Consider the following 26,399-nt stretch of genomic DNA (forward strand, 5'->3'; position numbering starts at 1 on the left):
CAGCCCACCCAGCCCCACCCAGCCCCGAGGGAGAACCCATGAACGACGACGTCGACCGCCTGCTGGCGCGCCTGACGCTCGAGCAGAAGGCGAGCCTGCTGTCCGGGCTCGACTCCTGGCGGACCACGCCCGTGCCCGACGCCGACGTGCCGTCCGTGTGGCTCAGCGACGGCCCGCACGGCGTGCGCCGCGAGGTCGCGGCGCGCGACTCCGTCCCCTCGACCTGCTTCCCGACCGAGTCGGCGCTCGCGGCGACGTGGGACCGCGACCTGGTCGAGCGGGTCGGTGCCGCGCTGGGGGCCGAGGCGCGCGCGCTCGGCGTCGGCGTCCTGCTCGGCCCCGGCGTCAACATCAAGCGGACCCCGCTGTGCGGTCGCAACTTCGAGTACCTGTCCGAGGACCCCGTCCTCACCGGCGAGCTGGCCGCGGCCTACGTCACCGGGGTGCAGTCGCGCGGGGTCGGGACCTCGCTCAAGCACTTCGCCGCCAACAACCAGGAGTGGGGGCGGCACTGGTACTCCTCTGACGTCGACGAGCGGACGCTGCGCGAGATCTACCTCGCGGCCTTCGAGCGCGTGGTGACGCGGGCGCGGCCGTGGACCGTCATGTGCTCCTACAACCGGCTCAACGGCGTGCACGCCTCGCAGCACGGCTGGCTGCTGGACGACCTGCTGCGGGGCGAGTGGGGGTACGACGGCCTCGTCGTCTCGGACTGGGGCGCCGTCCACGACCGGGTCGCGGCGCTCGCCGCCGGCCTCGACCTGGAGATGCCCGGCTGTGACGGCGTGACCGACGCGAAGGTCGTCGCTGCCGTCCGCGACGGTCGGATCTCCGAGGAGGTCCTCGACCGCTCCGTCCGGCGCGTGCTCGAGCTCGTGGCGCGAGCCGTCCCCGCGCCGATGACGCGGCTCATCCGGTGGGGTGTCGACCCGGAGACGCCGGGCCTGGACGGCCGGACGGTGGCCGGTGGGCCCGAGGGCGCGGCGGGAGCCGGACCGGCAGTCGGTGACCAGCCGGCCGACGGCGAGCCGGCCGACGGTCCGGGCGCGCTGCCGGAGGACATGGTGGCGGCGCACCACGCGCTCGCCGCCGAGGCGGCACAGGCCGCGATCACCCTGCTGCGCAACGACGGCGTCCTCCCGCTGACCGCGCCGCGCCGGCTCGCGGTCGTCGGCCGGCTCGCCGTCGCCCCCCGGATCCAGGGCGCCGGCTCGGCCCTGGTCAACCCCGCGCGGACCCCGGTCAGCGTGCTCGACGCGCTGCGGAGCTCGTTCGACGTGACCTACGCGGAGGGGTACGCGATGACCGCCGAGGCGCCCGACGCGGCGCGCGAGGCGGAGGCGCTCGCCGCCGTTCGCGCGGCCGACGTCGCGCTCGTCCTCGTCGGCCAGGTCGACGGCACCGAGTCCGAGGGCTACGACCGTGCGCACCTCGACCTGCCGGCGGCCCAGGAGAAGCTGCTCGACGCGGCCGTCGCGAGCGGGACGCCCGTCGTCGCGATCGTGAACGGCGGGTCCGCCGTGCGGCTCGGCGGGTGGCGCGACCGCGCGGCCGCCGTCGTGCACTGCCCGTTCCTCGGCCAGGCGGGCGGGGAGGCGCTCGCCCGGGTGCTGGCGGGCGACGTGGACCCGTCCGGACGGCTCGCCGAGACCTGGCCGGTCCGGCTGGAGGACACGCCGGCCTTCGTTACCTACCCCGGCGACCGGGGGCACGCGCGCTACGGCGAGGGCGTCTTCGTCGGCTACCGCTGGTACGACGAGCTGGGCCTCGCCGTCGGCTACCCGTTCGGGCACGGGCTCTCCTACACGCGGTTCGAGTACCGCGACGCCGCGGCCGGTGTCGTCGACGCCGAGGCCGGCGTCGTCGAGGTCGCGTGCGAGGTGGTCAACGTCGGGGAGCGGCCGGGCGTCGAGGTCGTCCAGGTCTACGTTGCGCCGCCCCGGCGACGCGGCGGCGTCCCCGTCCTCGACGGCGAGCCGGGCGAGGCGGTGCCGGTGACCCCCGTGCGCCGACCGGTCCGCGAGCTGCGCGACTTCGCTCGGGTGAGCCTGGCGCCGGGCGGGACGGCGCGCGTCGTCGTGACGCTCGAGCCCCGGGCGTTCGCCTACTGGGACGTCGCCGGGGGCCTGTGGCGCCGTGACGCGGGCTCCTACGTCGTCGAGCTCGGCTCGTCGTCGCGGGACCTGCGCGCCGCCGTCGAGGTGACGCTGCCGGCGAGCCCGGCCGACCGGCCCGAGCCGACCGACGTCGAGCTGCGCGACGCCGTGGTCGCCCGCTCGGCGGTGGTGTCGTGAGCGCGCCGGGGAGCCTCGACGGGGCGTTGGTGCCGTCGTGCGTCGGCGTCGTCGCCCCGCGCGCGACGTTCCGAACCGACGCCGCCGTCCTCCCGCTGGACGGGACGTGGTCGTTCGCCTGGTTCCCGTCGGCCGACACGGGGGTCGACCTCGGTGACGCGGGGGAGGGATGGGCCGAGATGCCGGTGCCGGGGCACTGGCAGCTCCACGGGTACGGCCGGCCGATCTACACGAACATCCGCTACCCGTTCCCGATGGACCCGCCGTCCGTCCCGGACGAGAACCCGACGGGGGAGTACCGCCGCGTCGTCGTCCTGACCGGCGCGGACCTGGCCCGCGACGGGCGCTGGCTCCTGCGGCTGGAGGGCGTCGACTCGTGCGCGATCGTCGCGGTCAACGGGACGGTGGTCGGCGAGGTGACCGGCTCCCGCCTCCCGGCGGAGATCGACGTCACCGACGTGCTGCGGGTGGGGGAGAACGTCGTCGGCGTGCGCGTCCACCAGTGGTCGACCGGCTCCTACCTCGAGGACCAGGACCAGTGGTGGCTGTCCGGTCTGTTCCGGTCCGTGTCTCTCGTCCACCGGCCGGCCGGCGGCGTGCGCGACGTCCGGGTCCGGGCCTCCTACGACCACCGGACGGGGGAGGGCACGCTCCGCGTCGACGTCGAGCTGGCGCCCGCGAGCGCGGGCGGGGCTGGGTCGGCCGGGGCTGAGGCCCGCGACGGCGTGGCGAGCGGCGGCGTGGTGAGCGGCGGCGTGGTGAGCGGCGGCGCGGCGAGCTGCGGCGACGCCGTCGTCCGGGTGCCGGAGCTGGGCCTCGGCCTGCGTCCGGGTGAGCCGGTGACCGTCCCCGTCGAGCCCTGGTCGGCCGAGGTGCCGCGGCTGTACGACGTCGAGGTGGTGACGCCGACGGAGACCGTGACGCTGCGCGTCGGGTTCCGCACCGTCGCCGTCGTCGACGGCGTCTTCACCGTCAACGGCCGGCGGGTGCTCCTGCGCGGCGTGAACCGCCACGAGTTCGACCCGCGCGAGGGGCGGGCGGTCTCCCGCGACGTGATGGAGGCCGACGTCCTCGCGATGAAGCGTCACCACTGCAACGCCGTCCGCACCAGCCACTACCCGCCGCACCCCGCGTTCCTCGACCTGTGCGACGAGCACGGCCTCTACGTCATGGACGAGTGCGACCTGGAGACCCACGGCTTCGAGACCGAGGACTGGCGCGGCAACCCGACGGACGATCCCCGGTTCCGCGACGCGATGGTCGACCGGATGGCCCGGATGGTCGAGCGGGACAAGAACCACCCGAGCGTCGTCCTGTGGTCGCTCGGCAACGAGGCCGGCCGGGGCCGCAACCTCGCGGCGATGGCCGAGGACGCGCGCTCGCGCGACGACCGGCCGATCCACTACGAGCCCGACCAGGTGCTCGACGTCGTCGACGTGTACTCGCGGATGTACGCGTCGGTCGAGGAGACGGAGGCGATCGGCCGGGGGGCGGAGCCACAGCTCGACGACCTCGCCGCCGACGAGCGCCGGCGCCGCGCACCGTTCGTGCTGTGCGAGTACGCCCACGCGATGGGCAACGGGCCGGGTGGCCTCGCCGACTACGAGCGGGTGCTCGAGACCTACCCCCGCCTCATGGGCGGGTTCGTCTGGGAGTGGTTCGACCACGGCATCGAGACGCGGACGGCGAGCGGCGAGACCGGCTACGCCTACGGCGGCGACTTCGGCGAGGAGATCCACGACGGGTCGTTCGTCGTCGACGGGCTGCTGCTGCCCGACCGCACGCCGTCGCCGGGGCTCGTCGAGCTGGCCGCGGTCAATGCGCCTCTCCGGATCGAGGCAGCGAACCGCGGGCGGCGCCCGGGCTCGGCGGACGACGTCACCGGTCCCGGGGAGCGTGACGTCCCGGCCGTCAGCGTCCGCAACCGGTGGGAGGTGCTCGACACCTCGGGGGTCGAGATCACCTGGCGGACGGAGGTCGACGGCGTCGGGGTCGCGGACGGCGTGCTCGACGTCCCGGTCCTCGCGCCGGGGGCCGGTGCGGTCGTCGACCTTCCCGCGCGGGCGTGGGACGCGGCGCTCGACGTGCGGGACGCGGCATTCGACGCGCGCGCCGAGGCAGGTGGCGGCGCGTCGATCGACGCGGGTGCTGACGCGGGGATCGGCGCGGGCGGCCGACTGAGCGGCGCCGCCGAGGTCTGGGTGACGGTCGAGGCCCGCGTCGGGGCCCGGCCCTGGGCGCCGGAGGGCCACCGCGTCGGTCTCGGTCAGGTGCCGCTCGGGACGCTGCCCGGTTCGGACGGGCGGGGTTCGGCGGCGGTCGAGGGTCTGGACGGGCGGGGTTCGGCGGCGGTCGCTGCCCCGGAGCCGGCGCGCGCCGCGGCGGTCGGCGCCCCGGGGCACCCGGTCGCCCGGGTGCGCTCCGGCGACCCGGTCGAGCCCGCGCCGGCGCGGGCGGACGGGGCTCCGGTCGTGGTCGTGGAGCGGGACCTGCGGATCGGCCCGGCGCGGTTCGACGCCCGCGGGACGCTCGTCGCCCTCGGCGACCTCGACGTGGCGCACGCGGGGTTCGACGCGATGCGCCCGCCGACCGAGAACGACCGCGCGGTCGGCGGCGGACAGAGCGTGTCGAACCTCGCGGCGTGGACCGCCGCGGGGCTGGACCGGCTGCGCTCGCGCGTCCGCGAGGTGCGCCGGACGGACGACGCGCTGCTGGTCCGGTCGCGCGTCGCCGGATCGGGGACGCGGTCGGGCTTCGACGTGACGTATCGGTGGAGTGCGCAGGACACGGCGCTCGGCCCGGGCGTCCGACTGGACCTGGACGTCGTTCCCGAGGGGCGGTGGGTCGGCGGTCTTCCCCGGCTCGGCTACACCCTCGCGCTGCCGATGCCGTCCCCGGGCGACGTCCCCGTGGAGTACCTGGGGCTCGGGCCGGGTGAGTCGTACGCGGACTCGTGCGCGGCCGCGCGCGTCGGCCGCTGGCGCACGACGGTCGACGGCCTGGCGACGCGCTACGTCGTCCCCCAGGAGAACGGCTGCCGTCGCGAGGTGCGCTGGGCCGCGTTCGACGTCACCGGCGGTCTCACCGTGCAGGCGCACGGCCGGCTCGACCTGACGGCGCGGACGTGGAGCAACGCCGAGATTGCCCGGGCCGCGCACCCGCACGACCTGCCGGTGCCGTCCGCCCTGTGGATCCACCTGGACGCGGGTCAGGACGGACTCGGCTCCGCCACCTGCGGCCCCGGGGTGTCGGTGCCGCACCGGTACCTGCCCGGCCCGACGCGGCTGTCGTGGACGGCGGTCCCGGCGGTGCCGCCGCGCTGAGCCCGGCCGCGGGGGCGCCGGCCGGGCTCAGCCCTGGTAGCCGATGAGCCAGTGGACGCCGAAGGCGTCGACCACCTGACCGTCGTGGTCGCCCCACGGTCGTGGCTGGAGCGGGTCGACGACACGGCCGCCCTCCGCGAGCGCCGCGAACCAGGACTCCAGCTCCTGCGCCGGGGCCGTGCCGAGCAGTGCGAACATCACGCCGGCGACCGGCGTCGGCGCGTCGTCGCCCTCGCCGGCGTCGGAGGCGAACAGGGTGACCCGGCCCTGGAGCATGCCGTGACCGATCGCGCCGCCCGGGCCGTCCGTCCGGCCCATCTCGGCGAACGTGCCGAGCACCAGCTCGCCGCCGAACACCTCCCGGTACCGCTCGAGGGCGGCGCGGGCGGTACCGGGCAGGGTCAGGTACGGCGTGAGGCCCGTCATGCGTCGTCACCGCGACGCGCGGCGTCGAGGGCGGCCAGGTCGATCTTGCGCATCGCCATGAGCGCGGTGTTGACCCGTGCGTTGGTCTCGGGGGAGTCCTCGGCGCGGAAGATCGGACCGTCCGGCACCACCTGCCAGGAGAACCCGAACCGGTCCTTGAGCCAGCCGCACTGGGACTCCTGGCCGCCGTCGGCGAGCAGCGCGGCCCAGTAGTGGTCGATCTCGGCCTGGTCCCGGCACGGCACCTGGAGCGAGACCGCCTCCGAGAAGCTGAAGACCGGCCCGCCGTTGAGCGCGAGGAACCTCTGTCCGGCGATCTCGAAGTTGACCGTGAGCACGGTCCCGGCCGGCAGGTGCCCGCCCTCCGGGTAGTGCTCGGTCCCGGTGATCCGGGCGCCGCCGGGCAGGTCGGCGAACACGGACACGTAGAACTCCGCGGCCTCGGCGGCGTTGCCGTCGAACCACAGACACGTCGTGAAGGGGGACATTCGAACCTCCGGGAGGACCAGTGGGAACTGCTGTCACCCATTGGACCGCAGGGCACCGACAAACTCACCGGTCCGTCGGCGAACCTGTGGACTCAGCCGAGGATCGGCGTCAGCTCCTCGTACTCCTCGACCGACGCTCCGCGCAGGACGGCCTCGATGATCGACCGGCCCAGCGGGTCGAGCTCGTCCGTGAGGAACTGCGAGAGCTCGGCGGCGAAGAAGTCGGACAGGATCCGGGCGCCCTCGTCGTACGCGGCCTCGCCGACCTGGGACTGGAACTCCGGCCGCAGCAGCGTCGGGCGGATCGTCTGTCCGTCGAGGACCATGTCCGTGAGCGTGTACCCGAACAGCGGGCAGCGCGCGGGCGCCAGCCGGTCGCGGCGCAGCCGCGCGACGCCGCGCCGGGCGAGGTACTCCCGGGTCAGCCACTCGGCGGCGAAGCCGACCTGGTAGGCGCCGATGTGCTGGTTGGGGGTGAGGACGTAGCGCGTCCGGGGGGCCGAGACGATCTGGCGCAGGAGCAGGTTCGCCGCCCCGACCTTCGTCCCCGTCGAGAAGGGCCAGTACGAGCCGACGCCCTCCGCCACCAGCCCGCCGTGCCGGATCGTCGACGCCTCGGCCGCGGACTCGCCGATCGAGGGGTTCTTGTCGCCGCGCGGGGCGATGAGACGCCACACCCAGGCCAGCGACGGCGGCACGATGTGCGCGATGCCCATGATCCCGTAGGTCGGCTTCTCGCGCGTGCAGGCCGGCATCCGGACGCCGAACGTGCGCACGTCGACCTGCTCGGGCTCGTCGATGATCCGCGGGATGAGCCGCCGCGGGACGACCACCCGGGGGTTGGGGCACGGCTTGCCCGTGGAGTCGGGGGTGTGCTCCCAGGGCAGGATCGTCGCGTCCGGGACGCCCTGGACGTTGAAGAACACGAGCGGCTCGGCCGGCTGGATGCAGATCTTCTCGAGCTTGGGGTCCTCGCCGTAGGACGTGAGGTTGTCGATGCGGATGAACCAGCCGTCCTCGGCGTCGGCGATCGCGAGCTTGCCCTCGTCGTGCGGCAGCGCGGGGTGGCACAGGGTCATGTCGTCCGTCACGGGCCGCAGCGACGAGGACTCGTTGAGCGTGATGATGTACGGCTCGCCCGTGTTGACGTTGCGGCCGAGCAGGATGCGCCCGTCGTCCATCCGGCGCAGGTCCTGCGTCATCTCGGACTTGCCGCCGCCCGACGCGCCCTCGTGCATGATGACGATCTCGTTGTCGTACGGCGTCGTCACCAGGACCGACGACGCGTGCGCCGTGTACCAGGGCTCGGCCTCGCGCTCGCCGATGTCGAGCAGGACGGAGAACACGCCCTTCTTCGCGCTGGGTCCGGGGTAGAGGTTGTAGGCCCAGACCTCGTGCAGCGTCTCGGAGCGGTTGTGGACGACGACCTGGCGGCCGTCGAAGCGGGTGTGCCGGAACGGGGGAGCGACGACCATGAGGCTGCGCGGCGCCCACGTCTCCTCGCCGCGCGCCGAGGTCTCCTCGGCCAGCTCCTCGAAGGTGACCCAGCCCTGCAGGTCGACCAGCGCGAGGGCGAAGAACGCCGCGTTCTGCGGGACGATCGCGACGCTCGGGTAGCCGTGGCGGCGCCCGCCCGCCTTGAACGGGACGACGGCGAGCGGCTGCGTCGCCAGCCAGTCGAGCGTCTCGGTCCGGGTCGGGTCGAACTCCCCGCCCTCCCGGTCGCGGTAGCGCGGCTTGTCGGTCGGCAGGTCGTCGGCGATCCGCATGCAGTCGGGGTCGCGACGCCGGATGTAGTCCTCGGGGTAGTTGACGGCGATGCCGTTGCGGCAGCGCGCGACGGTCGCCTCGACGATCCGGGTCGACGTCGCCCCGCCGGCCGCGGCGACGTCGTACGCCACCTCGAAGACCGGGCCGCCGTCCGGGCCGAGGGCGAGGGCGTAGAGCTCCTCGCGGCTCGCGGGGACGACGACGCTCGGCGCCGCCTCGACGGCCGCGCGCACCTCGGGCGGCAGGGCGACGCGCGCGAGCTGGCTCAGCGCGGCGCGGGTCCCCTCGGTCGGGTCCGTCGTGCCACCGGCTGGAACGGCGCTCGGGGCGCTCGTCGGAGCGGTGGCGGCTGGCGCGACTGACATGGGAGCTCCTTCGTCGGGGACGTTCTCGACGGTAGGGCGTCCCTCCGACGGGGTGACTGGGCACTTGGTCCCCGGACGGACACGTTGCTCAGCATGTGGACGGAATGCGGGCATTGCCGTCCCGTCGCCCGCGTGCGACCCTGGAGGTCGAGCCCGGAGCCGGGCTCCCGGACGAGGGGTGCCGTACCCGGACAGCGACAAGACGGCCCGTGGAGGGTACTCATGTCCTGGCTCGTTCTCATCCTGTCCGGAGTCTTCGAGGCCGTCTGGGCCACCGCGCTCGGTCGCTCGGAGGGGTTCACCAAGCTCGGCCCGTCGATCGTGTTCGTCGTGGCGCTCGTCATCAGCATGGGCGGGCTCGCCTACGCCATGCGGGAGCTGCCGGTCGGCACGTCGTACGCCGTGTGGGTCGCGATCGGCGCGGTCCTCGCCGTCATCATCGGCGTCGTCTCCGGCGAGGAGGCGATGACCGTGTGGCGCGCGCTGTTCCTCGCGATGATCGTCGGTGGGGTGATCGGCCTCAAGGCCGTGTCCTGACGCTGGCGGCTCCCGATCGATGAGTTCGTCGGACCCCGGTGGTCTCATAGGTGGACGAGGACGCCGACGCCACCGGGGTCCCACCGTCGAGCGAAGGAGAGAGCCATGGGAGACCGGACGCGTGAGCCGTTCCCGCGCGGGACGTTCTGCTGGGCCGACGCGGGTGTGCGCGACCTCGCGCGGACCGTCGACTTCTACACCGGGCTGTTCGGCTGGGAGGCGCGCGAGCTCGACTCCGTGCCCGGGCAGTACGTGACGTTCCTGGCCGAGGGGCGCGCGGTCGCCGGGGCGGGGGTCGCGCCCGTCGAGACGGACGTGTGGAACCTGTTCCTCGCGGTCGAGGACTCCGAGGCCGAGGTGACGAGGTGCGTCGCGGCCGGAGCGAGCCTGCTGGTCGAGCCGTCGGCCGTGCCGGGATCGGGCAGGTTCACCATGCTCCAGGACCCGTCCGGGGCCGGGGTCGGGCTGTGGGAGCCGGCGCCGTTCGCCGGGTTCGAGGTTCTCGACGCGCCGGGGGCGCCGTCGTGGTTCGAGCTGTCGACGCGCGACCTGCCCGCGGCCGAGGCGTTCTACGCCGAGGCGTTCGGCTGGCGGTTCGAGCGGGCGGCGGTCGGGGTGCCGTACGCGCAGGCGTTCGCCGGGGACCGGATGGTCGCCGGGGTCATGGATGCGAACGCGTTCCTGCCGTCGGAGATCCCGTCGCACTGGGGGTGGTACGTCACGGTGGAGGACGCGGCCGCGTCGACGGCGCGAGCGGTCGAGCTGGGCGGGACGGTCGTGCGCGAGCCCGACCCCACGCCGTTCGGCCTGCTCGGCTGGATCCTCGACCCGGGCGGCGCGAGCGTGAAGCTCCACCAGCCGGCCTAGGCCCGGGCGGGGGCTCCGCCGCGAGCCCACGCGCTGCGTCTTTCGTAACTTTCGCAACGGTGATAGCGTCGGGGACACGGAAACTCGCGGAGGTGGACCATGAGCGCGGCCCAGCAGGCAGACATGGTGGTGCCGACGCCCGGTGACGTGGACGATCTGGCCGCGGTGCTCAGCTTCCTCGAGGCGCACGAAGCCCGCCACGGGACGGCCCCGGCGCCGACCTACTTCCTCAGCGGTGCGGGTGAGAGCGATCAGGTCGAGCTGACCGAACAGGTGCACGCCGTGCTCAAGCAGGTCGTGGCGGCGCTGAGCCGTGGGCAGTCGATCAGTGTGCTCACGCGCGACCGGGAGATCAGCACGCAGCAGGCGGCGGAGATCCTTGGCGTCAGTCGGCCGACGGTCGTGCGTCTGATCGACGACGGCGAGCTGCTGGCGCACGTGCCCGGCTCGGTGCGTCGTCGGCTGCGACTGGCCGACGTGCTCGCCTATCGGGAAGCCCTGCGCGAGCGCCGCAACAGGTTCATCACCGACAGTGCGGCGGCGTACGCCGACTCGGCCGACGAGGACGTCATGGCCCTTCTTCGCGAGGCTCGCTCCGTGCGTTGACGCGGTCGGAGCCGGTTTCTGGCAGTCTGGGCAGGTGTATCGAGCGGTTCTGGACACCTGCGTCCTGGTGCCGGGGCTGCAGCGAGACTTCCTGCTCCAGCTCGCCGCCGAGGGCGCCTATGCGCCGCTGTGGGGGTCGGGGATCCTCGTCGAGCTCGACTACGTGCTCGCGCGACTGGACGAGCGGCGAGGTCGGACGGACGGCGCGACTCGACGTGCCCATCTCTTCGATCAGATGGCGCACGCCTTCCCCGGTGCGCGGATCGAGGCGCGGAAGGACGGCGACTATGCCTACGCGCTGGACGACGCGGACGACGGGCACGTCCTCCACGCGGCGCTCATGGGCAAGGCCGATGCAATCGTCACGAGCGATCGTCGGGCGGGTTTCGAGCGATCGGCCGTCCTCGGGGTGGCGGAGATCGACGTGGTGCCTCCGGCCGAGTTCGCCGCGAACACGGTGGCAGCGCATCCCGAGGCAGGGGTTCGTGCCCTCCGCGAGCTGATCTCGCGTCGGACGAGCCAGGGCACCGTCGCCGGCGACGTCCTCGCGGACCTCCGGGATCGCTGCGGGATGATCGAGGTCGACGAGATCCTCAGACCGCGCCTCGGCGCCGGCTGACCGTGCGTCCCGGTCAGAACGGGTCGCCGAGCACCTGGGCGTAGTACGCGCGACCGTCGCTGCCGAACGCGACCGCGAAGCCCATCTCGGTGACGTCCGGGTTCACGATGTTCTCGTAGTGTCCCGGCGAGTCGATCCAGCCCCGGACCACGTCGTCGATCGACGGGTACCCCACCGCGACGTTCTCCGCCGCCACCCGGGCCTCGTACCCGACCGACGCCACGCGGTTGCTCAGCCCGCCGTTGCCCTCGTGGGTCATCTCGAGGATGGACGCCTGGTGGTCGGCCTGGAGCTGCGCCGCTGCGTTGAGCCGGTCGCTCAGCGAGACGCCCGCGAGGCCGACCTTGGCCCGCTCGACGTTCGTCAGCACCAGCACCTCCTCCGCGCCATCCGAGCCGGGCGGGATGCTGCCGTCGTCGGCGCGGTAGGCGAGCACGAGCAGGTAGACCGACTGCCCGCCCTGCCACGGCGCCGCCCCCACGCCGGCGAAGCCGAGCTCCGCGTCGAGCAGCGTCTCGGCGTCCTCCGCGGAGGCGAGCCACGTCTCGGCGGCCTCGGCCGGGGTCGTTCCCGAGCCGATCCGGGCCGAGCCGCGAGCGAATCCCGCGACCGCGAGGTCCTCGCCGAAGTCGCCGTCCCAGTCCTGCGCCCCGGTCGCGTAGTGCTCCGCCTGACGCTGGGCCAGGTCGGTCAGCCCCTGGTCGATCCGCAGTTTCCCGAGCCCCCGCTCGACCCGGGCGGCGTCGACCAGCGCGAGCGCGTCGACCCACTCGGGCGGGACCGCCGCGGCGTCGACCGTCCCGGGCGCCGTGGCCCGCGGGTCGTCGGACGATGCCGACGCGGTGTCCGGCGAGGCGTCCGATGCCGCCCCGGTCGCCGCCGGCGACGACGATGCTGGCGTCCCGTCGCCCGTCCCACCGTCGGAGCCGAGGCCGCAGGCGGACAGCGTCAGCGCCCCCGCGGCGAGCAGCGCGGACAGCGCGGCGATGGCGCGGGTTGGCCGACGGGTCACCGGACCATCATGGCCCCGACGCGCCCCGACGCGCCCTGACGCGACCCGACGGGCCGCCTGACGGCACGTCAGAATCCGTCGGACCTCGGACGTAGACTGACCGACGCTCGCGCGAGCCCGGCCGATCAGCGCCGCACCCACGGGCCCCGGCACGAGGAGTCCCATGACCGACACCCAGTCCCGTCCGGGCGTGCGCGCACTGGTCGACCTCGGCGGTCGCAGCCCGTGGAGCACGCTCCCGCCGCTCATCCTCGGCTTCTTCATGATCATGCTCGACACGACGATCGTGAACATCGCCGTGCCGACGCTCGTCACGGACCTCGACGCCGACCTGGTCGCCGTCGGCTGGGTCAACTCCGCCTACCTGCTCTCCTACGCGACGCTGCTCCTGCTCGCGGGACGGCTCGGTGACCGGTTCGGCTCGCGCGGCGTCTTCCTCGTCGGCCTGGTCGTCTTCACGGCGGCGTCGGCCTGGTGCGGCCTCTCGGGCCACATCGGCGTGCTCATCGCCGCCCGCGTCGTCCAGGGGATCGGCGCCGCCCTCATGACGCCGCAGACGATGGCGATCATCACGCGCGTCTTCCCGCCCGACAAGCGCGGCGCCGCCATGGGCCTGTGGGGCGCGACGGCCGGCGTCGCGACGATCGCCGGCCCGCTCCTCGGCGGCGTCTTCATCGAGTACGTCAGCTGGGAGTGGATCTTCTTCATCAACGTCCCGGTCGGCGTCGTCGCCCTCGTCCTCGCCCTGCGCTACCTGCCGCGGCTGGAGACCCACGCCACGACGTTCGACGTCCTCGGCGTCGTGCTCTCGGTCGTCGGTCTCGGCGCGTTCGTGTTCGGCGTGCAGGAGGGCAGCAGCTACGACTGGGGCACCATCGTCGGCCCGATCAGCGTGTGGAGCATCATCGGTCTCGGCGTCGTGGTGCTCGGGATCTTCGTGTGGTGGCAGGGACGCCAGGGATCGGCCGCGCTCATGCCGCTCGCGCTGTTCCGCAACCGCACGTTCGCGCTCTCGAACGTCTCCGGCATGGCGATCTCGTTCGCCATGATCGGCATCTTCTTCCCGCTGACGATCTTCCTGCAGTCGATCCTCGGCCTCTCGCCGATCCAGGCTGCGCTCATCAACCTGCCGAGCTCGCTCGTCTCCGGCGTCGTGGCGCCGCTCGCCGGACGGCTCTCGGACCGGCTGCCCGGCAAGTGGGTCGTCTCGACCGGGTTCGCGTTCCTCGCGGTCGGGGTCGGGATCGTCGCGGCGATGATCACGCCCGACCTCGTCGCGTGGCACCTGGTCTTCCCGATGCTCCTGTTCGGCGCCGGCACGGGCATGGTGTTCTCGCCGCTGGCGAACCTCGCGACGTCCGGCCTCGACGCCACGACGGCCGGTGCCGGGGCGGGGGCCTTCAACACGACGCGTCAGATGGGTGGCGTCCTCGGCTCGGCGGTCATCGTCGCCTCCCTGACCTCGCGGCTGTCGGTCGAGCTGCCCGCGGCCGGGCGCGCGGCGGCCGACGGCATCCCCGCCGACTTCCGTCAGCAGTTCCTCGACGCGCTCACGACGATGTCGGGGCAGTTCTCGATGGACGCGGCCGGCGGCCCCGCGGGCGGGTTCGAGCTGCCCGACGGCATCCCGGCGGCCGTCAAGGACCAGATCGTCGCGGTGGTCACCGGCGTGATCCACAGCGGCTTCGCGTCGGCGACGGCCCAGACGCTGCTCGTGGCCGTCGCCGTGCTCGTCGTCGGGCTCGTCGTCTCGCTGCTCATCCCGGCGCGCGCGACCCGCTGACCGGCGCGCGCGACCCGCGGCGCTACCTGTTGCGCTCGGGGTCGCCGGTGAGCTGCGCGACGTGGTCCGGGACGTAGGTGGACAGCGAGCGCGGCGGCCGACGGTAGTTCTCCCCGCCCTGGGGCCGCGTCGGCAGCTCGACCTCCTCGTGCGGCACCTCGACGTACGGGAACGTCGAGAGCAGGTGGGAGATCATGTTGAGCCGCGCGTGCTTCTTCACGTCCGACTCGACGACGAACCACGGCGAGGTGGGCGTGTCCGTGTGGACGAACATGTCGTCCTTCGCCCGCGAGTAGTCCTCCCAGCGGTGGATCGACTCGAGGTCCATCGGCGACAGCTTCCATCGCCGCACCGGGTCGTTGAGCCGCGACCGGAACCGCTTGAGCTGCTCCGCGTCCGACACCGAGAACCAGTACTTGCGCAGCAGGATCCCGTCGTTGATGAGCATCTCCTCGAAGATCGGCGCCTGCCGCATGAACTGCGCGTACTCCTGCGGCGTGCAGAACCCCATGACCCGCTCGACGCCGGCCCGGTTGTACCAGGACCGGTCGAACAGCACGATCTCCCCGGCGGCCGGCAGGTGCTCGACGTAGCGCTGGAAGTACCACTGCGTCTTCTGCCGCTCGGTCGGCGCCGGCAGCGCGGCGATCCGCGCGACGCGCGGCGACAGGTACTCCGTGATCCGCTTGATCGCGCCGCCCTTGCCGGCCGCGTCGCGCCCCTCGAAGATCACGACGACGCGCTGGCCCGTCGCCTTGACCCACTCCTGGAGCGTGACGAGCTCGGTCTGGAGCCGGAAGAGCTCCGCCTCGTAGACGTCGTTCGACAGCTTCTTCCGGTTGCGCCGGGCCCTGTCGGCCTTCGTCGACTTCTTCTTCCCGGCCTTCTTGGCCTTCTTGGCCTTCGCGACGGCCGGTGCGTCGTCCGCCCCGTCCGCCCCGTCCGCGGCGTCCCGGGCGTCGTCTGCGGTCGCGTCGGTCGTCCCGGTCGCGTCGTCGGCCGTCGGCCCGCCCTCGGGGGTGGGGGTAGCTGCGTCGTCACTGCCATGCGTCGTTGCCATGGCGAGAACCTAGTCCGGGCAGGGCCGTGAGCGCATCGGTCCGAGGGCCCGGATCCGTCGACGTGGCCGGCGTCACAGCCGCTGGGTCGCGAGATCACACGGGGCTCACAGCAAACGTCCAGGCGCGTGCCTGAACCTTGAGCCATCCACGTCAGGAGGCCCCATGACCCCCGTCACGCGCTCGACCCGCATCGCCCTCTCCGCCGCCGCCTCGCTTGCGGCCGTCGGGGCCCTCGCCGGCTGCGCCTCGGGCGACGCCTCCGCGACGCCGGCCCCGGCCGACCCGACCGACGCGAGCTCCGGCTCGACGGCGGCCGCCGACCCGACGGCCTCGACCGATCCCACCGACTCGACCGACGGTGCCGCCGCGGGCGCCTCCGACTACGCCGACGGCACGTACGAGGCGACCGGCAGCTACGTCTCCCCGGGCGGGCAGCAGCAGGTCGACGTGTCGCTCACCCTGGCCGACGGCGTCGTCACGGACGTCGTCGTCACGCCCGAGGCGGGCGACCCGCGCTCGCAGGGCTTCCAGGAGCAGTTCGCCGGCGGCATCGCCGACGTCGTCGTCGGGGTCCCGCTGGACGAGCTGGCCGTCGACAAGGTGGCGGGCTCGTCCCTCACCTCGGGCGGCTTCAATGACGCCGTCGAGCAGATCAAGGCGGAGGCGCTGGGCGCGTGACTCATCCCGCGGACGGAGCCCCGCGCGGCGGCAGCGGACGATAGCGTCGTCCCGTGATCGCCGATGCCGCCGTGGACGAGATCGCAGCCGGCCGCATGGAGTTCGACGCCATCGGGACGCGCTGGGTGATCGACACGCCCGAACCCCTGCCGCTGGGGCTCGAGGCCCGCATCCTCGCCGAGATCAACGACTTCGACTTCGAGTGGTCCCGGTTCCGGCCCGACTCGGTCGTGGCGGCGGTGGCCCGCGAGGGCGGCCAGTTCCCGGTCGGGGTGGACGGCGAGGCCATGCTCCGCCTCTACACCCGCCTCGCTGACGCCACGGACGGCGCCGTCAACCCGTTCGTCGGCGCGACGCTCGAGCACCTCGGGTACGACCCGACCTACCGGCTCTCGCCGGCTCCCGGGGCGCCGAAGCCCGTCCCCGGCTGGGAGGGGCGGTTCCAGCGCACGACCGCGCTCCTCCAGCTCCCGCGGGGGACCGTGCTCGACGTCGGCGCCGTCGGCAAGGGGCGCCTCGTCGACGTCGTCGCTGACGTGATCCGCCGCGCCGGGATCGAGAGCTTCACCGTCGACGCGGGCGGCGACCTGCGCCACGTCGGCCCCGCCCGGGTCCGGATCGGGCTCGAGCACCCGCTCGACCCGACGCGCGCCGTCGGCGTCGTCACCCTCACCGACGGCGCGATCGCGGCGTCCGCGACGAACCGGCGCGCCTGGGCCGACGGGCTGCACCACGTGATCGACGCGCGCACCGGCGCCCCGGTGCGCGGGATCCTCGCGACGTGGGCCCTCGCGCGCACGGCGATGATCGCCGACGCCGCCTCGACGGCCGCGTTCTTCCTCCCGCCGAGCGAGGTGCTCTCGGCCCTCGACGGGGTGCACGCCGTCGTCGTCATGCCGACGTCCGGTCCGCTGCGGCACGCCGGGCTGGACGACGAGCGGGTCGTCGCGGAGCTGTACCCGTGAGCGGGGCGGCCGCGCGCGCCGGTGCGCAGGCGCGGCGCTGGCACCCCGGCGTCGCGCTCGACCGCCTGCTCGGGCGGGTCTCGATGTACACGCTCGTCCTGTGGGCGCTGCTGGCGCTCGTCGGGATCGCGTTCGTCATGTCGCTGTTCGGGGCCTTCCACTCCTCGTGGATCGCGCTCGGCCTGACGACGCTCTGCGCCGTCCTCGGCTCGGTCATCGGGACCGCCGGTGGCCGGCTGCTGGCGGGGGTCGTCGCCGCGTGGCGCGGGCGGGCCGATTCCACGACGACGCGGAGGACGCCGACGCTGTCGGGCATCCTCGCCTCGATGCCGCCGGTGCACGCGCTCTCGCCGGTCATCACGGGGCTGATCCTCGCGCTCGTGCTGCTGCCGGTGGCCGACGCGGGCCTCGTCGGCGTCGCCCTCGCCGGGGTGCTCGCGGGCGGCTCGAAGTACCTGCTCGCCTGGCGCGGGCGGCACGTGCTCAACCCCGCCGTGGTCGGGCTGCTCGTGGCGGGCTGGACCGGGCTGGCCCAGGCGTGGTGGTGGATCGGGTCGTCCGTGCTGTTCCCGTTCGTGGTGCTCGCCGGCCTCGCGGTCCTGTGGCGCACGCGCCGGATGCTCTACGCCGCGAGCTACGCGGTGCCAGCGGTCGCCCTGACGGTCCTCGGCTACGTCGGCCTCGGGACGCCCGGCTGGACCGCGCTGTCGTTCGCCGTGCTCTCCGGCCCGATCGCGTTCCTCGCGTGCTTCATGCTGACCGAGCCGCTGACGACGCCGCCGCGGCTGCTCGAGCGGGTCGGCGTCGGCGTGCTCGTCGGGGTGGCGTCCGCGGCGCCGGTCCTGTGGGGCTGGGGCTGGCTCTCGCCGGAGCTCGCGCTCGCGCTCGGCAACGTCGTCGCGTTCGGGCTGGGCCCGCGCCGCCGGGTAGCGCTGCGGTTCCTGCGCCGCGCGGCGGGTGCCGACGACGGTCTCCTCGACCTGCGGTTCGCGCCCTCGTCGCCGCTGCGGTTCCGTCCGGGGCAGTACGTCGAGGTCGACGTGCCCCAGGCGCTCGCCCGTCCCCGCGCCGCCGAGGACTCTCGCGGCCGTCGGCGGGTGCTCTCGCTCGCGTCGTCGCCGCTGGCCGGCGAGGTCCGGCTCGTCACGCGGCTCGCCGAACCCGGGGCCGCGCCGAGCCCGGTCAAGGCGGCGCTCGCGGACCTGGCACCGGGCGACGAGCTAGGCGTCACGCTCGTGGCCGGTGACTTCCTCCTCCCCGAGGGGCGCAGCGCGCTCGTCGGGCTCGGCGTCGGCATGACGCCGTTCCTGGCGATGCTCGACGACCTCGCGCGCGGCGGTGGTCGGCGGCCGGGCGCCGACCTGGACGTCGTCGCCGTGTGGGCCGTCAAGGACGTCCGCGACGTGCTGCCGATCCTCGCCGATCCCGTGCCCGTGCCGTCGGGCATCCCCGGCGGCGGCGTGACCGGCGCGCTGCCGGCGCGGGTCGGGCTGCCGCACGGTGTCTCGCTCGTGCTCGTCGTGCCGCTCGGCGCGGACCGCTCGACGCTGCCGGCCGGGTACCGGGTCGTCGAGGGGTCGGCCGTCGACGCGGCGGTCCTGGCCGAGGCCGTGCCCGACCTCGCGGAGCGGACGGTGCTGGTCTCGGGCTCACCCGGCTCGGTGGCGGCCGTCAAGCTGATCGCCCGGGAGCAGGGCGCGCGGCGCGTGCGGACGGACGTCTTCCTCGGCTACTGAGCCGTAGGGCTCGCCCGACCTCGGCCGCTTCCCGGGCCGGGGCCTCCTACCCCGTCTGGCCCAGCGGTGGGCGCCTCCGCCCCCGCGCTGCTCCGATACCGGGGTGGCCTCGATCGCGTATCGCGACCGGAACCACCCCAGTATCGGAGTTGGGGGCGGAGGTGAGTCGGAGCTGCGCGGGCGCTGGGGCCGGCGGTAGAGGTGAGTCGGAGTTGGGGGCGGGGCGGTCAGCGGTGCTGGTCGGCGCTCTCGACCCGCGCGAAGATCCGCCGCGTCGTGATCTCGGCGCCGGTGAGGATGCCGGCCCGGGCCAGCAGCCGACCGTTCTCCCAGTTCGACAGGCCGAGCTCCGGCTGGGACAGCGCGTACTGACCATCGACCCAGCGGGTGAACCCGTCCCCGACGAACGGCGCGTCGACGGCGGCGCGGAACCGCGCGTGCGCGTCGTCGTCCTCGCTGAGGAACGAGACGACGAACCGCGGCGAGTACCGGCCGAACAGCTCGATCGCCTCGTCGACCGAGTCGACGACGACGAGCGACAGCTCCGGCGTCCCCTCCCACTCCCACTCGCGGCCGAGGTCGGCCACCGGCAGGACGGACGCGCGCGGCTCGGTGTGGACGCCGTCGGCGCGGTGCACGGGGATCGTCCGCTCGAGCTCCTCCGCCGGCAGCCACCGCTGCGAGCCGTCGGCCACGTGGACGCGGGCGGCGGATCCCGCCCCCGTCCGGGCGACCGCCGCCTCGTCGGCCGCGGCGAGCAGCACGGGGACGAGCTCGGCGGCGCGGGCGCTCGGGATCACAGCGACGTTGAGCGTGTTGCACACCTTGCGGTCGAGCGACCAGCGCGCGACCCCGGCCAGGCGTGCGGCATCCGCGTCGTCGCCGGCGACGATCCACGCGCCACCCGTGCCGTGCGCCGACACCGGGACGCCGGCCGAGCGGGCGACGGCGGAGAGCTGGGCCACCGCCGGGCCGGACCCGCGGGCGACCGCGAGCGCCAGACGCGGGTCGGCGAACAGGGCCCAGCCGGCCGAGCGGTCGCGCAGGGGGAGGAGGCTCACGGCGCCCGCGGGCAGGCTCGCGGCGGTGAGGGCGGGAACGAGGGCGGCGTCGCGGATCGCCTCGGCCGTGCCGAGCGCGTCGCCGCCGATCCGCAGGACGGCGACGTTCCCGGTCGCCAGCACGCCGGCCGCGTCGGCGAACACGTTCGGGCGGCCCTCGAAGACGAAGCCGATGACGCCGAGCGGCGCCGCGACGACGTCGACCGACCAGCCCTCGTGGTCGACGGTCGCGACGGGGGACTCGCCGGCGGCCTCGCGCTCCGCGAGGATGCCGTCCCACTCGCGCAGCCCGGCGACCATGTCGGCCCGCATGCCGTCGGAGATCTCGAGGCGGGTGGTCGAGCGGCCCAGGTCGCGGGCGCGCTCGACGTCGCCGGCGTTGGCCGACGCGATGCGGCCCCACACGTCGTCGTCGGCGAGCAGGTCGGCGAACGCGGTGAAGAACGCGCGCACGGCTCCGGGGGTGGCGCTGCGCAGCGCGGTGAACGCGTCGAGCGCGGCGGCGACCTGGGCCCCGACCGCCTCGCGCACGCGCGCCGGGACGTGCAGGAGCTCGCCCGTCCCGGAGTCGACGTAGAGCGCGTCACCGGGCTGGAACGCCGCGGCGAGCTCCTCGCTCACGACGGCGACGCGGTCCCCCGCGTATGGGACGGGCATGCCGGCGGTGAGGGTCAGCTGGGCCATGCGTCCATCGTAGGACCGGCGCGTGCGGCCGATCCGTGCGCCGAGCACACCCCGGGCCGGACTTGCGCACAGATACCCCCCGGAGTATCTTCTCTCATGTGACCGACTCGACCGATGCCCGCCCGGACCGCCTTCGCATCGTCGTCGTCGGCGGTGTCGCCGGCGGGATGAGCGCGGCCGCCCGCGCGCGGCGCCTCGACGAGGACGCCGACATCGTGGTGCTGGAGCGCGGTGACCACCCGTCCTTCGCGAACTGCGGCCTGCCCTACTACGTGAGCGGCGAGATCGCGGACCCAGCGAAGCTGCTCGTCCAGACGCCCGCGTCGCTGCGCGCCGCGCTCGACCTCGACGTGCGCACCCGGCACGACGCCGTCGGCCTCGATCCGGACGCGCGGACCGTGACCGCCCGGACGCCCGACGGCACCGTCACGCTCGCCTACGACGCGCTCGTCCTCGCCCCCGGCGCCCGCGCCGTGCTGCCGCCGATCCCCGGGCTGGCGGACGCGCTGGAGGCCGGCGTCGCCACGACGCTGCGGACGGTCGACGACGCGGTCGCGCTCCGGGACCGCGTGGTCGCGCTGCGCGAGCCGACGACGACCGCCGGCCGGCCGGCTCGCGCGGTCGTCCTCGGCGCCGGGTTCATCGGGCTCGAGGCCGCCGAGGCGCTGCGCCTGGCCGGGCTCGACGTCGACGTCGTCGAGCTGGCACCGCACGTCCTCCCGCCGCTGGAGCGCGAGCTCGCCACGCTGGTGACGGCCGAGCTGGAGCGCCTCGGCATCCGGGTCCGGGACGGCCTCGGCGCCGTCGAGCTGCACCGCTCGCCCGGCGCCGCGGCTGCCCCCGTCGCCGTCGAGCTGGCCGACGGCGAGGTGATCGACGCCGACCTCGTGGTCGTCTCGGTCGGCGTGACGCCCGACACGGCGCCGTTCGAGGCCGCCGGCGTCGCGTGCGAGCGGGGCGCCATCGTCGTGGACGAGCACGGGCGCACATCCGTCCCCGGCATCTGGGCGGTCGGCGACGCGACCGTCTCGACCGACCCCGTCACCGGCGTGCGCCGTCCGGTGCCGCTGGCGGGCCCGGCGAACCGCGCGGGCCGGCTCGTCGCGGACGACGTCATGGGCGTCGCGACCCGGCCGGTCCCGCGGCCGCTCGGCACGGCGATCGTGCGGGTCGGCGAGCTGACGGCCGCGCTCACCGGTGCGAACCGAGCGGCGCTGGACGCCGCCGGCGTCGCCTACGAGACGATCCACCTCCACCCCGGCAACCACGCCGGCTACTTCCCCGGTGCGAGCCAGCTCCACCTGCTGCTCCACCTGCGCCGGACCGACGGCGCGCTCCTGGGCGCGCAGGCCGTCGGCCGGAACGGCGTTGACAAGCGGATCGACGTCCTCGCGACGGCCCTGCGGCACGGCGCCCGGGGTGGGGACCTGGTCGACCTCGACCTCGCCTACGCCCCGCCGTACGGCAGCGCGAAGGACCCGGTGAACCTCGCCGGGATGATGGCCGACAACCTGACCTCGGGCGTCCTCGCCCAGTGGCAGGCCCGCGACCTCGACGACGTCCTGGCCACCGCGCTCGTGCTGGACGTCCGCTCGCCCGCGGAGTACGCGACCGGTCACCTCCCGGGGGCGCTCAACGTCCCGCACACGCAGGTGCGCGAGCGGCTGGCGGAGATCCGCGCGGCCGCCGCGGGACGCGCGGTGCGGGTGCACTGCGCGTCCGGGATGCGCTCCTACCTCGCGCACCGCGTGCTGGTCGAGGAGGGGTTCGACTCGGCGAACCTGTCGGGCGGCATGCTCACGCTCACGGCCTGGCTCGGCCGGGACGCGAAGGACGTGCTCGTCGTGGGCGAGACTGGCTCATCCCCGAAGGAGCTCCCATGATCGAGACCGGTCCCACCGCCGCCCCCGGGCGCACCGCCCTCTCCCGCGAGGAGCAGGAGGCCGCCCAGCGCAAGATCCGCAACCGGCTGCGCCGCGCCTCCGGCCAGCTCACCGCCGTCATCGCGGCCGTCGAGGCCGGCGCGCCCTGCCGCGAGGTGGTGACGCAGCTCGCGGCCGTGTCGAGCGCGCTCGACCGGGCCGGCTTCCAGATCGTCGCGACCGCGATGAAGAACTGCCTCGCGGAGCCCGACGGGCAGCCGAACCACGAGGACCTCACCCCCGAGGAGCTGGAGAAGCTCTTCCTGATGCTCGCCTAGGAGATCCGATGTGCCAGAAGGTGACCTGCCGCCAGTGCGGCCTCGCGACGTGGAGCGGCTGCGGCAACCACGTCGAGCAGGCGCTGCGCGGCGTCCCGACGTCCCAGCGCTGCCGGGGGCACGCCGAGGAGCCGCGCACCGGCTTCCTCGCGCGGCTCCTCGGGCGGTAGCCCGTCGCCTCCCGGCCTGCGGGGCGTCCGGCTCAGGCGCGGCCGGGTCAGCCGAACCAGACCGTGACGTCGCCGGGGACCGCCCAGCGGTCCTCGCCGACGCGCGGGACGCCGCCGGCGTCGCCGAGGCTGACCAGGACGGGCGCGAGCCCGGCCGGCACCGCCACCTCGACGCTCTCGCCCGTCGTGTTCGCCACGACGCACGAGGCGGGCCGCGTCACGACGACGAGCCCGTCCCTCGCCTCGACCGACGACGCCGGACCCCCGAGGTCGAGGTCGCGACGCAGGCGCAGCGCCCTCCGGTAGAGCCACAGCGTCGAGTCGGGGTCGAGCTCCTGGACGTCGGCCGCGAACTCGCGGAACCACTCCGGCTGGGGCAGCCACGACCGACCGGTCGGGCTGAACCCGAACGCCGGGGCGTCGGCCCGCCACGGGATCGGGACGCGGCAGCCGTCGCGCCCCACCTGGGCGCCACCGCTCTCCAGGAACACGTAGTCCAGCCGCGCCTCGTCGGGCAGGTCGGTGACCTCGGGCAGCCCGAGCTCCTCGCCCTCGTAGAGGTACACCCCGCCCGGGAGCGCCATCATGAGCAGCGACGCCGCCCGCCCGCGTCGCTGGCCGAGCTCACGGTCGGGCTGCTCGTCGCGCGGGCCGATGCCGCCACCGAGCGGCCGGTCGGCGGCGTAGCCCAGACGGGTGGCGTGCCGGACGATGTCGTGGTTCGACAGCACCCAGGTCGGCATCGCCCCGACCGCCGCGCACGTCTCGAGCGACGTCGTGATGGCCGCGACCAGGTCGTCGGCGCGCCACGGCGTCACGAGCAGGTCGGGGTTGAACGCCTGGTGGAGCTCGTCGGGCCGCAGGTAGAGCTGGAGCCGCTCGGGCTCCAGCCAGGCCTCGGCGACGAGGATCCGGTCGTCGTACGCGGGATCGTCGGCGGTGCGCCGCGCGCGCTGGGCCGCCGTGTGCTCGTCGACGACGCGGCGCCAGCGCCGGTGGATGTCGTGCACCGCGTCCTGGTCCCACATGGGCGGGCGCGTGGCCGGGTCGACCGTCGGGATGACCCACCCCTCCCACGGCGCGATCGCCCGGTCCGGCAGCCCGTCCTCCTTCGCCATGCCGTGCGCCACGTCGATCCGGAACCCGTCGACCCCGCGGTCGAGCCAGAACCGCAGGACGTCGTCGAACATGTCAGCGACGGCCGGGTTGGTCCAGTCCCAGTCGGGCTGGTCGATGCCGAAGATGTGCAGGTACCACTGACCCCACGCGCCGTCGGCCTCCCGGACCCGCGTCCACGCCGAGCCGTCGTCGCCGCCCGGCCACGCGTTCGGCGGCAGCTCGCCGCGCTCGCCGCGCCCGTCCCGGAACACGTACATCGCCCGCTCGGGCGAGCCCGGCCCCGCGGTCAGCGCCGCCTGGAACAGCCGGTGCGCCGACGAGGAGTGGTTCGGCACGATGTCGACGACGACGCGCAGCCCCCGGCCGTGCGCCTGCGCGACGAGGTCGTCGAGGTCGGCGAGCGTGCCGAACATCGGGTCGACGTCGAGGTAGTCGGCGACGTCGTACCCGCAGTCGCTCTGCGGCGACGTGTAGAACGGCGAGAGCCAGATCGCGTCGACGCCGAGGGCCGCGAGGTGGTCAAGGTGCGCCGTGACGCCCGCCAGGTCGCCCATCCCGTCGCCGTTCGCGTCCGCGAAGCTGCGCGGGTAGACCTGGTAGATCACGGCGTCGTGCCACCAGGGGCGGCCCGCGTCGTCGACGGGGTGCTGGGGTGCGGAGCTCATCCCTTCACCGCCGCGCTCGCCGCCCCGGCGATGAACCGGCGCTGGAAGACCAGGTACACGACGAGGACGGGCAGGATCGAGATGGTCGTCGCGGCGAACAGCCCGCCGTAGTCCGTCGAGTACTGGCCGTTGAACGTCGTGAGGCCGACCGCGAGCACCTGCTTCGACTGCGTCGAGATCATGAGGTACGGCCACAGGTAGTCCTCCCAGACCCAGAGGAACTGGAAGATGGCGAGCGCCGAGATGGCGTTGATGCTCATCGGCGCGACGATGCGGTGGAAGATGAAGATCTCCGACGCGCCGTCGATCCGGGCCGCCTCGAGCACCTCGTCCGGGATGGCGTCCATGCTCTGGCGCATCATGAAGATGCCGAACGCGCTGATCGCCGCCGGGACGATGAGGGACGCGTAGTTGTCGACCAGCCCGGCGTTCCGGAACATCGTGTAGCGCGGGATGATGACGACGGCCCAGGTGACCATCATCGTCGAGAGGATGACGCCGAAGAAGAAGCCGCGACCCCGGAAGCGGTACTTCGCGAACACGAAGCCGCCGAGCAGGCTCGTGTAGACGGCCAGCACGGTGATGGAGACCGACAGGAACACGCTGTTGGCGAAGAGCCGGAAGAAGTCGAGCTTCGTCTGGATGCTCTCGAAGTTCGCCATCGTCCAGTCGCGCGGGAAGAACGTCTGGTCGAGGCTCGCGATCTCCGCGTTCGACTTGAAGGCAGAGAACACCATCCAGACGAACGGGAACACCGTGAACACGCCCATGACGGCGAGCAGCGTGTTGAGGGCGATGACGCCGGCGCGCGTGCGGGCCGGCATCGGGCGCCGCGGCGCCGCGGCGGTGCGTCCGGCGCGTCGACCGGTCAGGGGCACGCCGGAGGAGGTCTTCTGGATGGCGCTCACCGGGCGCTCCCCTCGGTCGTGGCGGCGGCCGCGCGTCGTGCGGCGCGACGCCGGGCCGCGCGTCCCGGCCGGTCAGCTCCGCCCGAGGAGTTGAACCGCCAGGACGCGGCCGTCAGGGCCGCCGTGACGAGCAGGAGGACGAAGGCGATCGCCGAGGCGTAGCCGAAGTTGTACTTCACGAACGCCTGCTCGTAGATCATGTAGGAGATGATCTGCGTCGAGGTCCCGGGGCCGCCGCCGGTCAGCACGAGCACCTGGACGAACGCCTGCAGGTACGCGATGAGCGACGTGATGACGACGAAGAACAGCATCGGCCGCAGCAGCGGGAGGATGACGCGCCAGAAGCGCTGCCAGGAGTTCGCGCCGTCGACCGACGCGGCCTCGAGCGAGTCCTCGGGGATCGAGTAGAGGCCGGCCAGCAGCAGGATGACGGCGTAGCCGAAGTCCTTCCAGATCGTCATGAGGATGATCGCCAGGAGGGAGAACCGGCTGTCGAACAGCCAGTTGACGTCGAGGCCGAAGATCGAGTTGATCGCGCCGAACTGCGGGTTGTACATGAGCTTCCACACGTACGCGACGGCCACGAGCGGCGTGATCGTCGGCATGTAGAAGACGGTGCGGAAGAAGCCCTTCCACCGGGTCAGCCGGGAGAAGAGCGCGTACGCGATGGCGAGGCCGATGACGACGCGACCGGCGATGGCCGCGACGCCGAAGACGGCGGTGTTGAGCGAGGCCCGCGCGAACTGCGGGTCGGCGAAGAGCTCGGCGTAGTTGTCGAGGCCGACCCAGGTGAACGTCCCGTTGAGCGGGTTCCACTGGTGGAAGCTGCCCCGCAGCGCGATGAGGATCGGGACGATGAGCAGGACGACGATGAAGGCCATGATGACGCCGACCGTCACCACGACCATCGTGAGCTCCCCGCGCGGCTTGCGCACGCGGCGGGGTGGGCTGGACGGGCGGGCCGCCCGCGTGGACGACCCTGTGCTGGACTCCGTGACCGTTGTCATGATGGGCGCCGGCCCCGGGGCCGCTGGGTCGTGCCCAGCAGCGCGTTCCCGGGGC

At 74.0% G+C, this 26,399-nt stretch carries 22 protein-coding genes and 1 riboswitch; of the genes, 13 read left to right on the plus strand and 9 right to left on the minus strand.

Annotated features, from left to right (window positions below):
* Positions 1–38: 38 nt before the first annotated feature.
* Together EDD28_RS07370 and EDD28_RS07375 are read left to right on the plus strand one after the other, a co-directional pair.
* Positions 39–2,294, plus strand: a complete 2,256-nt coding sequence (locus EDD28_RS07370; RefSeq protein WP_123739013.1) for a glycoside hydrolase family 3 C-terminal domain-containing protein — start codon at positions 39–41, stop codon at positions 2,292–2,294.
* A complete protein-coding gene (locus EDD28_RS07375) occupies positions 2,291–5,617 on the plus strand; it encodes a glycoside hydrolase family 2 TIM barrel-domain containing protein (RefSeq protein ID WP_123739014.1) in 3,327 nt (1,108 codons plus the stop codon). Before EDD28_RS07370 ends, EDD28_RS07375 begins: the two co-directional genes overlap by 4 nt.
* Before the next feature lie 27 nt (positions 5,618–5,644).
* Here EDD28_RS07375 and EDD28_RS07380 read toward each other — a convergent pair whose 3' ends face one another.
* The 3 genes from EDD28_RS07380 to EDD28_RS07390 all read right to left on the minus strand — a co-directional run bounded on the left by EDD28_RS07380 (position 5,645) and on the right by EDD28_RS07390 (position 8,666).
* Positions 5,645–6,043: a VOC family protein gene (locus EDD28_RS07380; RefSeq protein ID WP_123739015.1), complete on the minus strand. Its 399-nt coding sequence runs from the start codon at positions 6,041–6,043 to the stop codon at positions 5,645–5,647.
* The gene (locus tag EDD28_RS07385; protein WP_123739016.1) at positions 6,040–6,531 is read right to left on the minus strand and encodes a VOC family protein; all 492 of its coding nucleotides are present in this window, start codon (positions 6,529–6,531) and stop codon (positions 6,040–6,042) included. Before EDD28_RS07385 ends, EDD28_RS07380 begins: the two co-directional genes overlap by 4 nt.
* Positions 6,532–6,623: 92 nt before the next feature.
* Positions 6,624–8,666 (minus strand): DUF4914 family protein, encoded by a 2,043-nt coding sequence (locus EDD28_RS07390; protein ID WP_123739017.1) that lies wholly within the window; start codon positions 8,664–8,666, stop codon positions 6,624–6,626.
* 146 nt (positions 8,667–8,812) lie between these two features.
* A riboswitch (guanidine-III (ykkC-III) riboswitch) is annotated at positions 8,813–8,878 on the plus strand.
* 10 nt (positions 8,879–8,888) lie between these two features.
* Between EDD28_RS07390 and EDD28_RS07395 the strand changes: the two genes are divergently transcribed.
* From EDD28_RS07395 to EDD28_RS07410, 4 genes are all read left to right on the plus strand, one after another.
* Positions 8,889–9,203, plus strand: a complete 315-nt coding sequence (locus EDD28_RS07395; RefSeq protein ID WP_123739018.1) for a DMT family transporter — start codon at positions 8,889–8,891, stop codon at positions 9,201–9,203.
* A gap of 105 nt (positions 9,204–9,308) precedes the next feature.
* Positions 9,309–10,070, plus strand: coding sequence for a VOC family protein (locus EDD28_RS07400; RefSeq protein WP_123739019.1), 762 nt, complete (start codon positions 9,309–9,311; stop codon positions 10,068–10,070).
* Positions 10,071–10,169: 99 nt separating this feature from the next.
* Entirely contained in the window at positions 10,170–10,676 is a 507-nt protein-coding gene (locus tag EDD28_RS07405) for an excisionase family DNA-binding protein (protein ID WP_123739020.1), read from the plus strand.
* A gap of 34 nt (positions 10,677–10,710) precedes the next feature.
* Complete coding sequence (locus tag EDD28_RS07410) at positions 10,711–11,295, plus strand: PIN domain-containing protein (protein WP_123739021.1); 585 nt, start codon at positions 10,711–10,713, stop codon at positions 11,293–11,295.
* A gap of 13 nt (positions 11,296–11,308) precedes the next feature.
* On the opposite strand, the gene EDD28_RS07415 is transcribed toward EDD28_RS07410, so the two are convergent.
* A complete protein-coding gene (locus tag EDD28_RS07415) occupies positions 11,309–12,307 on the minus strand; it encodes a CAP domain-containing protein (RefSeq protein WP_123739022.1) in 999 nt (332 codons plus the stop codon).
* A 163-nt stretch (positions 12,308–12,470) separates the two neighbouring features.
* Between EDD28_RS07415 and EDD28_RS07420 the strand changes: the two genes are divergently transcribed.
* The gene (locus EDD28_RS07420; protein WP_123739023.1) at positions 12,471–14,090 is read left to right on the plus strand and encodes a DHA2 family efflux MFS transporter permease subunit; all 1,620 of its coding nucleotides are present in this window, start codon (positions 12,471–12,473) and stop codon (positions 14,088–14,090) included.
* A gap of 22 nt (positions 14,091–14,112) precedes the next feature.
* Here EDD28_RS07420 and ppk2 read toward each other — a convergent pair whose 3' ends face one another.
* Complete coding sequence (gene ppk2, locus EDD28_RS07425) at positions 14,113–15,150, minus strand: polyphosphate kinase 2 (protein ID WP_245967956.1); 1,038 nt, start codon at positions 15,148–15,150, stop codon at positions 14,113–14,115.
* Between the two features lie 163 nt (positions 15,151–15,313).
* Between ppk2 and EDD28_RS07430 the strand changes: the two genes are divergently transcribed.
* Genes EDD28_RS07430 through EDD28_RS07440 form a run of 3 tightly spaced genes read left to right on the plus strand, consistent with a single transcriptional unit; the run spans position 15,314 to position 18,530 of the window.
* Positions 15,314–15,829 (plus strand): FMN-binding protein, encoded by a 516-nt coding sequence (locus tag EDD28_RS07430; RefSeq protein ID WP_123739024.1) that lies wholly within the window; start codon positions 15,314–15,316, stop codon positions 15,827–15,829.
* Between the two features lie 53 nt (positions 15,830–15,882).
* Positions 15,883–16,794, plus strand: coding sequence for an FAD:protein FMN transferase (locus EDD28_RS07435; protein ID WP_123739025.1), 912 nt, complete (start codon positions 15,883–15,885; stop codon positions 16,792–16,794).
* Entirely contained in the window at positions 16,791–18,530 is a 1,740-nt protein-coding gene (locus EDD28_RS07440) for a hypothetical protein (protein ID WP_123739026.1), read from the plus strand. The genes EDD28_RS07435 and EDD28_RS07440 overlap by 4 nt, the downstream gene beginning before the upstream one ends.
* A 227-nt stretch (positions 18,531–18,757) precedes the next feature.
* Here the strand turns inward: EDD28_RS07440 and EDD28_RS07445 are convergent, their stop codons facing one another.
* Complete coding sequence (locus EDD28_RS07445) at positions 18,758–20,275, minus strand: aldehyde dehydrogenase family protein (RefSeq protein WP_123739027.1); 1,518 nt, start codon at positions 20,273–20,275, stop codon at positions 18,758–18,760.
* A 167-nt stretch (positions 20,276–20,442) separates the two neighbouring features.
* Between EDD28_RS07445 and EDD28_RS07450 the strand changes: the two genes are divergently transcribed.
* Genes EDD28_RS07450 through EDD28_RS17305 form a run of 3 tightly spaced genes read left to right on the plus strand, consistent with a single transcriptional unit; the run spans position 20,443 to position 22,645 of the window.
* Complete coding sequence (locus EDD28_RS07450) at positions 20,443–22,158, plus strand: FAD-dependent oxidoreductase (RefSeq protein WP_123739995.1); 1,716 nt, start codon at positions 20,443–20,445, stop codon at positions 22,156–22,158.
* Positions 22,158–22,475 carry a metal-sensitive transcriptional regulator gene (locus EDD28_RS07455; RefSeq protein WP_425469979.1) on the plus strand — a complete coding sequence of 106 codons (318 nt, stop codon included), beginning with the start codon at positions 22,158–22,160 and terminating at the stop codon, positions 22,473–22,475. Before EDD28_RS07450 ends, EDD28_RS07455 begins: the two co-directional genes overlap by 1 nt.
* 8 nt (positions 22,476–22,483) lie before the next feature.
* The gene (locus tag EDD28_RS17305; RefSeq protein WP_170169385.1) at positions 22,484–22,645 is read left to right on the plus strand and encodes a hypothetical protein; all 162 of its coding nucleotides are present in this window, start codon (positions 22,484–22,486) and stop codon (positions 22,643–22,645) included.
* Positions 22,646–22,692: 47 nt separating this feature from the next.
* Here EDD28_RS17305 and EDD28_RS07460 read toward each other — a convergent pair whose 3' ends face one another.
* Genes EDD28_RS07460 through EDD28_RS07470 form a run of 3 tightly spaced genes read right to left on the minus strand, consistent with a single transcriptional unit; the run spans position 22,693 to position 26,344 of the window.
* Positions 22,693–24,429 (minus strand): glycoside hydrolase family 13 protein, encoded by a 1,737-nt coding sequence (locus EDD28_RS07460; protein WP_123739029.1) that lies wholly within the window; start codon positions 24,427–24,429, stop codon positions 22,693–22,695.
* Entirely contained in the window at positions 24,426–25,337 is a 912-nt protein-coding gene (locus EDD28_RS07465) for a carbohydrate ABC transporter permease (protein ID WP_245967957.1), read from the minus strand. Before EDD28_RS07465 ends, EDD28_RS07460 begins: the two co-directional genes overlap by 4 nt.
* A complete protein-coding gene (locus tag EDD28_RS07470; RefSeq protein ID WP_123739030.1) occupies positions 25,334–26,344 on the minus strand; it encodes a carbohydrate ABC transporter permease in 1,011 nt (336 codons plus the stop codon). The genes EDD28_RS07465 and EDD28_RS07470 overlap by 4 nt, the downstream gene beginning before the upstream one ends.
* Positions 26,345–26,399: the final 55 nt, after the last annotated feature.

Origin of the sequence: Salana multivorans, assembly GCF_003751805.1 — a bacterium.
GTDB classification, from domain to species: Bacteria; Actinomycetota; Actinomycetes; order Actinomycetales; family Beutenbergiaceae; genus Salana; species Salana multivorans.